The organism is Streptomyces sp. NPDC059255 (assembly GCF_042752355.1).
Taxonomy (GTDB): domain Bacteria; phylum Actinomycetota; class Actinomycetes; order Streptomycetales; family Streptomycetaceae; genus Streptomyces.
Window position 1 is genome coordinate 1 of the sequence record NZ_JBHYZP010000013.1, and the last position, 12,411, is coordinate 12,411.

3 protein-coding genes are annotated in these 12,411 nt (G+C 72.6%); 2 read left to right on the forward strand and 1 reads right to left on the reverse strand.

The genetic code is table 11. The features are described 5' to 3' along the window. A partial coding sequence (locus ACFXKG_RS17140) for an amino acid adenylation domain-containing protein (RefSeq protein ID WP_384838869.1) occupies window positions 1–9,740 on the forward strand: 9,740 nt, incomplete at its 5' end. Between the two features lie 126 nt (window positions 9,741–9,866). Here the strand turns inward: ACFXKG_RS17140 and ACFXKG_RS17145 are convergent. Then, on the reverse strand, window positions 9,867–11,471 hold the full coding sequence (locus ACFXKG_RS17145) for an MFS transporter (RefSeq protein ID WP_384838872.1): 1,605 nt from the start codon (window positions 11,469–11,471) through the stop codon (window positions 9,867–9,869). Between the two features lie 304 nt (window positions 11,472–11,775). Between ACFXKG_RS17145 and ACFXKG_RS17150 the strand changes: the two genes are divergently transcribed. Further along, window positions 11,776–12,411, forward strand: coding sequence for a YigZ family protein (locus tag ACFXKG_RS17150; RefSeq protein WP_384838875.1), 636 nt, complete (start codon window positions 11,776–11,778; stop codon window positions 12,409–12,411).

The following is a 12,411-nucleotide window of genomic DNA, read 5'->3' on the forward strand; positions in this document are numbered from 1 at the left end:
GGTCGCAGGTGCTGGGTGTCGGGCGGGTCGGGGTGCACGACAACTTCTTCTCCCTCGGCGGCGACTCCATCTCCAGCCTCCAAGTCGTCTCCCGGATCCGCGATGCGTGCGGTGCGGCCCTGTCGCCGCGGGCGCTGTTCGATCAGCCGACCGTGTCCGGACTTGCGTCCCTCGTGACGGGTGCGGCGAGCACCACCGTCGGCGCGGCGATCACTCCGGCGCCCAGAGATGGGGACCTGCCCCTCTCGTTCGCTCAGGAACGCCTCTGGTTCCTGGACGAGTTCGCGCACGGCAGCGTCGAGTACAACGTCGTGGAAGCGCTGAGGCTCACCGGGCCCCTGGATGTCCGCGCCCTGCGCTCCGCCGTCGCCTCGCTGGTCGGCCGGCACGAGGCGCTGCGCACCACGTTCGACTCCGTCGACGGACGGGCCGTCCAGGTCGTGCACGGTCCGGCGGACCTTCCGGTGTCCTTCCGCACCGTCGATCCGAGCGGCTGCCCCGGTGAGCTGGACGAGTTGGTGCGCCAGGAGGCCGCCACCCCGTTCGACCTGCGTACCGGCCCGCTGCTGCGGGTCCTGCTGATGCCGGTGGCCGAGGACGATCACGTTCTCGTCCTGTCGATGCACCACATCGTCACCGACGGCTGGTCGATGGGTGTGATCGCCCGCGAACTCGGCATCTTCTACGACGCCGCCGTACACGGTGAGCACGCAAGTCTGCCCGATCTGCCCTTGCAGTACCCCGACTTCGCACTCTGGCAGCGCGAGCGCCGGCCCGCGCCGGACGAACAACTCGACTTCTGGCAGCGGACGCTGGACGGTCTCGAACCGCTCGACCTGCCCACCGACCGGCCGCGCCCCGCCGTTCGTACCTCCGCCGGTTCGCTGTACGCGTTCGACGTGCCCGAGGCGCTGTCGCGCCGGCTGCGTGCCGTGGGCCAGGAGCAGGACGCGAGCCTGTTCATGACGCTGACGGCCGTCACCCAACTGCTCCTGTCCCGGTGGACGGGGCAGCGGGACATCGCCGTCGGCACCGCCGTCGCGGGACGTGAGCGCGCCGAGCTGGAGAACCTCGTCGGCTTCTTCGTCAACACCCTCGTGCTGCGCTCGCGGATCGACGAGTCGCGCTCCTTCGCCGAGCTGCTCGCCGACTCGCGCGCGACGGTGCTCGACGCCTTCGCCCACCAGGACATCCCGTTCAGTGTGCTCGTGGACGACCTCGCCCCCGGGCGGGACACCAGCCGCACCCCTCTCGTGCAGGCCATGGTGAGCCTCCAGAACACCCCGGACGAACAGCCGCTGACCCTGGCCGGCCTGGAGGTGTCACCGCTCGAAGTGGAGCGCGAGACCGCGCAGTTCGACATCACCTTCGGGTTCCGGGAGGACGCCGGCACCCTGCGGGCCGGGGTCGAGTACAACACCGACCTGTTCGACGCCGACACCGTCGAGAGGCTGGCCCGGCGCTGGCTGCATCTCGCAGGGGCGCTGCTTGCGTCTCCGGCCGCTCCGCTGTTCACCGCCGACGCGCTGCCCGCCGCCGAGCGGTCCGCCCTGACCGGTGCGAACGATCGTACGAGTGATGACGTGCCCGGACTGTCCGCCCCGGCCCTCTTCGGGAAATGGGTCCACACGACCCCCGATGCCCCGGCCGTACGGTGTGCGGAGGGCCCCGTGCTGACGTACAGCGAGCTGGACGACCGGGCCGGCCGGCTGGCCGGGCACCTTCTCCGTACGGGGATCGGGCCGGAGTCCCGCGTGGCCCTCCTCCTGCCGCGTTCCGTCGACCAAGTCGTCTCGGTGCTCGCGGTGTTGAAGGCGGGAGCGACATTCGTCCCCGTGGATCCCTCGTATCCCGCCGATCGGGTCGGCTACATCCTCACCGACTGCGACGCCGAGCTGCTGATCACACATGAGTCACACGCCGCCGCCCTGTGGGACACGCTGGCGGATCACTCGGGGGCCGGGCCGCTCCCTGTCCTCGCCCTCGATGCTCTCGACATACCCGCTATCCCGGATATTCCGGGCGAATCGGAGGTCAGAAAGGTCCCCCTTTCCGCCGGTGCCTACGTGATCTACACCTCCGGCTCGACCGGGCGACCCAAAGGCGTGACCGTCACCCACGCGGGGCTTGCGAGCCTGGCAGCGACCCAGGCGGAGCGGCTGGGGGTGGGGCCGGGATCGCGGGTTCTCCAGTTCGCCTCGCCCGGGTTCGACGCCTCCTGGTGGGAGCTGTCCATGGCGCTGCTGACCGGCGCCACCCTGATCGTGGACGGACCTGGCCCCGGCGCCGGGACGAACGGGCCCTCCACCGACTGGGGCACCACGCTCGGCCCCCTCGTCGCCGCCTGCGACGTCACCCATGCGACCCTGCCGCCCGCCCTCGTCGCGGCGCTGGACCCCGCCGACCTGCCGCCCACACTCGTGGTCGCCGGGGAGGCCTGCCCCGCCGAGACCGTCGACCGCTGCGCGCCGGGCCGGACCATGGTCAACGCGTACGGGCCGACCGAGACCACCGTGTGCGCCACCATGAGCGGCGCACTCGCACCGGGCGACGGTACGCCGCCCATCGGCACCCCGGTCGTCCGCACCAGGGCCTACGTCCTGGACGCCTGGCTGCGCCCGGTCCCCGTCGGCGTGCCGGGTGAGCTGTACGTGGCGGGGCACGGGCTCGCCCGCGGTTATCTCGGCCGGCCCGGGCTCACCGCGGGGAGCTTCGTCGCCGACCCGTTCGGCAGCGGTGAGCGGCTGTACCGCACCGGGGACGTGGTCAGCCGCCGTACGGACGGCGAACTGGAGTTTGTCGGGCGCGGCGACGACCAGGTCAAGGTGCGCGGCTTCCGGGTCGAACCGCGCGAGATCGAGGGCGTGCTGAGCCTGCACGCGTCGGTCGCCCAGGTGACCGTCGACGCCCCACCGGTGGTGCGGAGCGGGTCCGGAGGCGGTGGCCCGGCCGGGGTGGCGGCGCGGCTCGTCGCCTATGTGGTGCCCGTCGAACCGGGCGGAGTGGACGCGGCCGCGCTCCGCGAACACGCGGCGGCCGTGCTGCCCGACTACATGGTGCCCTCGGCCTTCGTCGCGCTGGACCGCATCCCCCTCAACGCCAACGGCAAGGTCGACCGGGCCGCCCTGCCGGCCCCCGGCCCCGCCGCCGGCGCGGAGGACGGCACGGGCGACGGCGGATACGTCGCGCCCCGGGCGGGTCTGGAGGAGGTGCTCGCCGGGATCTGGGCCGAGGTGCTGGGTGCCGAGCGGGTCGGCGCGCACGACAACTTCTTCGATCTCGGCGGCGACTCCATCCTGAGCATCCAACTCGTCGCGAAGGCACGCCGCGCGGGCATCGGGATATCGTCGCGGGACGTGTTCGCCCGCCAGACCGTGGCCGCGCTCGCCGCTTTCGCCGCACGCGCGTCCGCCACCGGGCCCGGACGCGTGGTAGGGACCGAAGTCCTCGCAGATCAGGGAAGGTTGAGCGGACCCGTCGGGACCACCCCGATCCGGGAGTGGTTCTTCGCCACCCATCCGCTGGACCCCGGGCACTTCGCCATGTCGATGGCCTTCGAGCTACGGGACGGGACCGACCCGGCCCTCCTCCGGGAGGCCGTGCACGCGGTGCTCACCCACCACGACGCGCTGCGGACGTCCTTCACCGGTGACTCCGACGGAGTCGCCACCGCCCGGATCCTGACCGAGGTCGACATCGACACGGTGTTCCAGGAGTACGACCTGTCGGGCGAGCCCGATCCGGACGCCGCCTGGGAGGAGATCGCCGCCGAGGCCCCGGCCCGCATCGGGCTCGGCGGGCCGCTGCTCCGTGTGGTCGTCGGCCTGATGGGCGGCGGGGGCGGAATCCGGGTCCAGTTCACGGCACACCACTTGGTGGTCGACGGGGTGTCGTGGCGCGTTCTGCTGGCGGACATCGAGGCGGCTTACGAGACGGCACAGACGGCTCACGAGACGGCACGGACCGCTCACGAGACAGCACAGACGGCTTACGAGACGCAGGCGTCGCCGTCCGGCCGTCGAGCCGGCCTGGGCCGTAAGACCACCTCCGTACAGCAGTGGGCCGACCGCCTCGTCGCACATGTCGCCTCGGGTGGCTTCGACGCGCAGGTCGGCTACTGGCGGTCGGCCCTCGAAGGCGCGACGACCGAACTGCCGGTGGACACACCGGGCGGTGCCGACACCGTGGCCGACGAGCGCACCGTCCTGTGTGCGCTGAGCGCGGCGCAGACCGACGACCTGCTGCACCGGGTGCCCGCCGTGTACCGGTCGCGTACGAACGAGGTCCTGCTCGCCGCCCTGGCACGCACCCTGCGCGCCTGGACCGGACGGGACCGTGTGGCGATCGATCTGGAGGGCCACGGACGCGAGGAGCTGTTCGAGGACATCGACCTCACCCGTACCGTCGGCTGGTTCACCTCGCTGTACCCGGTGGCACCCCAACTGCCGCCGGGGGAGTGCTGGAAGGACAGCGTCACCGCCGTCAAGGAGCAGCTCCGCGCGGTGCCGGACCGGGGCATCGGCTACGGAGCGCTGCGCCATCTCGCTGCGGCGGGCTCCCCGGGAGAGGCGCTGCGCGCCCTGCCGAGCCCCCGTATCTCCTTCAACTACCACGGTCAGTTCGATGCCGTACGGGAACGGGGTGACGGGGACGGCCAGGCCGACAACGAGGGGCTCTACCGCGCCGAACTCCCCGACGCGGGAGGGGATCGTGGCGGTCGGGAACGGCGCAGCCACCTCCTCGACGTCGTCGGCGGGATCGAGGAGGGCCGACTGACCTTCGCCTGGACCTACTCACCGGGGCTCCACCAGGAGGAGACCGTACGGATCCTCGCCGATCGGTTCGCGGCCGAGCTGGCGGACTTCGTCGCGCACTGCGCCGAGCCCGGGGCCGGTGGATGCAGCCCCGCCGACTTCCCCCTGGTCACCCTCACCCAGGACGAGACGGATCAACTCGCGGGCGACGGAAGGAACGTCGAGGACATCTACCCGTTGACGCCTCTCCAGGCGGGGATGCTGTTCCACACGCTGGCCGAACCGGACGCCTCCGCCTATCTGGAACAGTTCGCCTGTGTACTGGACGGGGTGACCGACCCGGGCGCCCTGGCCCGTGCCTGGCAGCGGGCGGTGAACGCATCGGACGCTCTGCGGATCTCCGTCGCCTGGGCGGAAGTCGACCACCCCGTGCAGATCGTCCACCGCCAGGTGCGACTGCCCGTCGACGTACGGGACTGGACCGGCTGCTCGGAGGCGGAGCGCGCCGGGCGACTGACCGCCGCGCTCGCGGAGGAACGGGAGCGCGGGGTGGATCTCGCCGAGCCCCCGTTGACCCGGGTGATGCTGGCCCGGCTCCCCGGCGGGCGCGTACAGCTCGTCTGGACCTTCCACCATCTGCTGCTGGACGGGTGGAGCAGCGCCGCGCTGCTCTCCGACGTCATCGCCGAGTACGCGGCACTCACCGGCGCCGCACCCGCACCCGCACCGGCACCCGCACCCGGACATGTGTCCGGTCCGGCGCCGCGCGGCCCGTTCCGGGACTATCTGAGCTGGCTGGCGGGGCGTGACCACGCCCAGGGGGCGGCGTACTGGCAGAACCGGCTGGCCGGCTTCACCGAGCCGGTGGCACTCCCGTACGACCGGCCCGCCGCCTGGCAGCACCGCGGCCGGTCCACCGCGCGCACCGAGGTCCCGCTGTCCCCCGAGACGGCCGTTCGGGCCACCCGGTTCGCGCGCCGCCACCGGATCACCGTCAACGCGGTGGTCCAGGGCGCGTGGGCGCTGCTTCTCGCCCACCACGGGGGAACGCAGGACGTGGTCTTCGGCGCGACGGTCTCCGGGCGTCCGGCCGAACTGCCCGGAGCCGGGGAGATCCTCGGGCTGTTCATCAACACCCTCCCGGTACGTGTCGACGTGGACCCGTACCGCGGCCGTTCCGCCTGGCTGGCCGGGATCCAGGAGCACGCGTCGGAGGCCGGGCAGCACGAGTATGTCGCCCTCCGCGACATCGCGACCGAACTGCCCTCGGGCACCGCGCCCTTCGACAGTCTGGTGGTCTTCGAGAACTACCCGGCCGACGCGGACGCCGCCACCCGCCACGGTGTGGCACTGCGCGATGTCGAGGCCATCGAGGCCACGAACTATCCGCTCACCCTGATCGCGGGCGCCGACGGACCGGGCCTGAGCCTCACCCTGGCCTACGACCCGAGCCTGTTCGACGCCGCCACGGCGGACCGCCTTGCCGCCCATCTCGTCCGTATGGTCGAGGAGTTGACGTCCGGTAGAGATCGGCCGCTGGGCGACATCCCGCCGGTCTCCCCGGAGGAGGCGCGCCGCGCGGCCGACCGGGGTACCGGCCCGGCCGCGGCGGCGCCCGTACCGCTGGGGGAATGGTTCGCCCGGCGCGCCGCGGCACACCCCGAGGCGCCGGCCCTGGCCTTCGGCGGCGACGAACTGTCCTACCACGAACTGGACGAACGGGTGAACCGCCTCGCGCACCTGCTGCGCGCACGAGGAGTACGGGTCGAGTCCCGGGTCGCGGTGCTGCTGCCGAAGTCGGTGGAGTGGGCCGTCGCCGTGCTCGCCGTGGTGTGCGCGGGCGGTGTTTACGTTCCGGTGGACCCCAAGTGGCCCACGGAAAGGCTGCGTTACGTCCTCGACGACTGCGGTGCCACGCTACTGCTGACGAACCGTCACCATCTTTCCGTCCAAGGCTCGGACGGGGCCCGGTCCGGGTCCGGGTCCGGGGCCGGCGGGACGGCGTGGCTGGCCGTGGACGATCCGGCGGTCGCCGGGGAACTCGCACACCTTCCGGCGGCGGCACCGGACGTCGCGGTGCCGGCCTCGGCGGCGGCGTACGTGATCTACACGTCGGGGTCGACCGGGCGGCCGAAGGGCGTGGTCGTACCGCACACCGGACTCACCTCGCTCGCCCGGTCGCTGGTCGGGCGCGACACGATGGCCGAGAACCGGGGAGTTCCGCGTGACGCGGACGGCGCGGACGGTACCGACGGTACGGACGGTTGTTCGATGGACGGTTGCTCGTCCGATGCGTCCGCCCGCGTCCTCCAACTCGCCTCGTCGGGCTTCGACGCGTCCGTACTGGAGCTGCTGCTCGCCTTCGGCGGCGGTGGAACGCTCGTACTGCCCACGCAGGAAGGGCCGTTGGCGGGGGAGGAGCTGGCGCGAGTGCTGGAGGAGGGCCGGGTCACCCACGCCCTGGTGCCGCCGACCGTGCTCGCCAGCATCCCACCGGGCCGGGCGTCCGGACTGCGTACGCTGCTGACGGGCGGCGAAGCGTGCGACGCCGGACTGGCCCGGCGCTGGGCCGGCGGACGGACCATGGTGAACGCCTACGGCCCCACGGAGACCACGGTCGTCGCGACGATGAGCGGGACCCTCCCCGGCGGCGAGGAGGGCGGTACGCCACCGATCGGCGCGCCGGTGTCCGGGGCCGCCGTGTCCGTACTCGACCGGCGGCTGCGCCCCGTCCCGGTGGGCGTCGCAGGTGAGTTGTACGTGGCGGGCGCCGTGCTGGCCCGCGGCTATCTCGGCCGCCCCGGACTGACGGCCTCCCGGTTCGTGGCGGCCCCGTCCGGCGGCGGACGGCTGTACCGGACCGGCGACCTCGTACGGTGGCGCGCGGACGGCCAGTTGGAGTACGTGGGCCGCGCGGACGACCAGGTGAAGATACGGGGCCTGCGGATCGAACTGGGCGAGATCGAGGCGGTGCTGGCCCGGCACACCGCGGTGGAGCGGGCGGCGGTGACGGTGCGCGAGGACCGGCCCGGCGTCAAGCGCATCGTCGCGTACGTCGTTCCCCGTACCGAGGACGAGCTGCCGGCGGGAGACGAACTGCGTGCGTTCGCGGGCACGTCGCTCCCCGAATACATGCTGCCTGCCGCCTTCGTCACGCTGCCGGAACTGCCGGTCAACGCCAGCGGAAAGACCGACCGCCGGGCACTGCCCGCCCCCGACGAGGACGCCGACCGCGCCGCCGCCGCGTACACCCCGCCCCGTACCGAGACCGAACGGACCCTGTGCGGGATCTGGGCGGAGGTCCTCGGCGTCGAGCGGGTGGGCGTCCACGACAGCTTCTTCGCGCTAGGCGGCGACTCGATCCTCAGCATCCAGGTCGTGTCACGGGCCCGCCGCGCCGGACTGGAGCTGTACTCCCGCGACGTCTTCGTCGGGCAGACCGTGGCGGGGCTCGCGGCGGAGGCGGACGCGACCCGCGACGCTGCCTCCCCGGCCCCCGCGGCGGAGGAGACCGAGGAGGGGCCGCTGCCGCCCACTCCGGTCGCCGAGTGGTTCTTCGCCACGCACACCAAGGACCCGGCCCATTTCGACATGACGATGTCCTTCGAACTCGCCCCCGACACTGATGAGTCGGCGCTGCGACAGGCGGTCGCGTCCCTGCTCCGACGGCATGGCATGCTGCGCGCGGTCTACCACGAGGGGAGTTCAGGACCGGCGACTACCGCAGCGACCGACCGGGCGGGCCGGTCCGGACGGATCCTTGAACACGTCGACCAGGACGCGGTGTTCACCGGCCACGACCTCGGCGCCGGCAACGCCCCGGCAGCACCGGCATCGGCTCCGGCGTCAGCAGCGGTGGCCGTGGCGGTAGCGGGTGTGCCGGAGGCGCGCTGGGATGCACTGGTCCGTGAGGTGCAGGCAGGATTCCGGCTGGAGTCGGGGCCGCTCTTCCGTGTCCTGTTCGGCACCAGGGGCCCGGGCCTGGCCCCCTGGCTCACCGTTGTCGCGCACCATCTCGTGGTCGACGGTGTGTCCTGGCGGATCCTGCTGGACGACCTGGAGGCGGCGTACGCCGAGACTCTGGCCGCCGCTTCCGCCGCTTCCGCCGCTTCCACCGGTGCCGCCGAGCGGGCCCGGGCGGTCGTACCCCGGCCGAGGACGTCCTCCGTGCGGCAGTGGGCCGAACACCTCGCCCGGCATGTCGCGAACGGCGGATTCGACGGTCAGCTCGACCACTGGCGGGCGGCCACCGATCCGGCGGCGGTCCCGCTCCCCGTGGACCGGCCGGGGGCGCCCAACACCGGTGCCGAACTGACCGCCGTCGCCGAGACCCTCGGTGCCGAGCGGACGCACGCGCTGCTCAACCTGGCCCCCGGCCGGTACCGCACCCAGATCAACGACGTCCTGCTCGCCGGGCTCGCCCGCACCCTCGCCACCTGGACCGGCCGGGCCCGTACCGTCGTCGACATGGAGAGCCACGGGCGGGAGGACCTGTTCGACGACATCGACCTCTCGGGCACCGTCGGCTGGTTCACCGCCATCCACCCGGTCGTGCTGGAGGCCTCCGCCGACACCGGCTGGGACGCGACGATCCGGGCGGTCAGACGACAGCTCCGGGCGGTCCCCGACCACGGAGTCGGGTACGGGGCGCTGCGCCGTCTCAGCCCCCCCGGCGCCCCGGGCGGCACGCTCGCGGACGCCCCCGAGCCGCAGATCAGCTTCAACTACCTGGGCCGCTTCGACCTGGCGGGCGGACGCGGCGGCGAAGGGCTGCTCTGCTCCGAACTGCCGTTCACAGGGCGGGACTTCAGTCTGTCGGAGGAGCGTCCGCATCTGATCGATGTGGCCGCGGTCGTCCAGGAGGGGCGGCTCACGGTCACCTGGTCCTACTCCTCGGCGATGTACGACCGGAAGACGATCGCCGAACTGGCGGCGGCGTACACCCGCGCCCTCGCGGAGATCGCCGACGGCTGCTCGGTGAGGTGAGGTCAGGTCAGGTCAGGTGAGTTGAGGTGAGGTGAGGTGAGGTGACCGGGCCCACCGGGCCCGCACACAGGAAGGCGGCCGGACCGTGGAAGGACGGTCCGGCCGCCACGGGCCCGGCGGGGTGAGTTACGTGCTCGGTGCTTTCGCCTTCTCCGTACCGGTGTCCGTATCCATGCCGGCTTCCGTACCGGCGCCTGAATCCGGGTCCGTATCCGTGGCGGCGCCCGTACCGGCCGGTCCCGCAGCCTCGGCCCGTTCCGCGCGGCGCAGCAGCAGCGCCGCCAGCAGCCCGCCCGCGAGCACCGCGACCGCGCCGAAGAGCTGGCTGGTCTCCAGGCCCGAGGCGAACCCGTCCGCGATACGCTGCCTGGCCGCCGCGCTGTCCGCCTCGGCCAGCACCGTGGGCAGTGACGCCGCCCCCACCGCGCCCGGGACAAGGGCCGCGAAGCGGGAGTTGAGCACCGCGCCGAGCGTGGCGACGCCGAGGCCGTTGCCGAACTCGCCGAGGGTGCCGTTCACCCCCGCGCCCACCCCGGCCTTCTCCGGCGGGATCGCGCTCATGATCGCGTTGGCCATGGCGGGCGTGGCCAGCGCGATGCCGGCGCCCATCACCACCAGGCCGAGCAGCATCCCCGTATACGCGTGGCCGCCCAGCACGGCGATCGCCGTCAGCCCCGCGGCGAGCATGGCCATCCCGATGGCGATGGTGAGCGGCGTGCCCAGCCGGGGCAGCAGCCGAGCCCCGACGCCGGTGAGATTGAGCGCGACGACGGTGAGCGCGAGGGGAGCGGTCCGCAGGCCGGCCTCCAGCGGGCCGTAACCCAGCACGAACTGGAGGTGCTGCGTGAGCAGGAAGAGCGAGCCGCCCATGCCGAAGGCGATCAGAACCGCGCCCGCCACCGCCCCGACGAACCGCCGGTCGCGGAAGAAACGCATGTCCAGCATCGGGTGCGGGATACGCAGCTCCCAGAGCACGAACGCGGTGAGTACGGTCATCCCGACCGTCCCGGAGACCAGGACCTGCCCCGACGCCCAGCCGTGCTCGGGGCCCGAGATGATCGCGTAGACCACCCCGGTCATGCCGATCGTGGAGAGCAGCGCGCCGAGCAGGTCGGGGCGGTCGCCCTCCTTGGTCTTCGACTCGGGTACGAGCGCGATCACCGCGGCCAGCCCCATGACGGCGACCGGGATGTTGATCAGGAAGATCGCGCCCCACCAGAAGTGGTCCAGCATCACCCCGCCGACCAGCGGTCCCACGGCGAAGCCGAGAGAGTTGACCGTGGCCCAGAGCGCGATGGCCCGCACCCGCTCCTGCTCGTCGAAGATCTGCACGACCACGGCGAGGGTGGTGGTGATCAGCAGCGCGCCGCCGACCCCCATGCCCGCCCGCGCCGCGATGAGCTGTGCGGAGGAGTCCGCGAGGCCGGCCACCAGCGATCCGATGCCGAACAGCGTGAGCCCCGCGACCAGCATCTTCTTCCGGCCGTACCGGTCGGCGGCGCTGCCCGCGGTGAGCAGCAGGCCCGACTGGACGAGGGAGTAGGCGTTGATCATCCACTGGATGTCGGCGGTGGACGCGTCCAGCTCCCGGGTGAGGGAGGGGATCGCGACGTTCAGCACCGTGTTGTCGAGCAGCACCGTGAGCTGGGCCAGGCAGATGACGCCGAGGATGAGCCAGCGTTGCGGATGGCCCGACGGGGCTCTGCCCGCGTCGGTGGTCGTGACCGTCATGCGGCCCTGCCCTTCTTGTCCTTCTCGATACGTGTGTACGGAACCGTTCCGGCGGGCACCGACGCGGGCACAGCCGCCCCGGTGGAGAGCCTCCGGCAGAGAGCCCCCGGCGGGGAGCCCCCGGCGGAAAGCCCCGCACCGGCCGTTGTCACCGAACCATCGAGGCGGCCACAGTCGTCGGACCCACGACATCCGTTCACACTCATGGCCCGGCAGTGGCCCGGACAAGGAGTTTCCGTACAGTCCGAAACGCGCTTCCCGGCTTCGGTCGGGGCGGCGATCACGCCCCGCATAGGGTGGGGGCATGCAGGAGCAGTACCGGACCGTCGCCCGCGCGGGCGTCCACGAGACCGAGGTCAACCGGTCGCGCTTCCTCTGTGCGCTGGGACCGGCGGCGACCGAGGAGGAGGCGCAGGAGTTCATCGCGCGCGTCCGCAAGGAGCACCCGACGGCCACGCACCACTGCTTCGCGTATGTGATCGGTGCCGACGCCTCCGTGCAGCGGGCGAGCGACGACGGTGAACCGGGCGGCACTGCGGGCGCACCGATGCTACAGATGCTGATGCGACGTGAGGTGCGCTACACGGTGGCCGTCGTCACCCGCTACTACGGCGGGGTCAAGCTCGGCGCCGGTGGCCTGATCAGGGCGTACGGGGGAGCGGTAGGCGAGGCGCTGGACGCCCTCGGGACCCGGATCAGGCGGCGCTTCCGGCGGGTCACCGTCACCGTCGACCACCAGCGCGCGGGCCGGCTGGAGAACGATCTGCGCGCCATGGGCCGCGCGGTGGGCGAGGTGCGCTACGCCGAGGCGGTGACGATCGAGCTGGGGCTGCCGGACGCGGAGGTCGACGCGTTCCGCGCCTGGCTCGCGGACACGACCGCGGGGACGGCCGTCCTGGAGCTGGGCGGGGAGGCGTACGGCGATGCCCCCGCGAAGTGA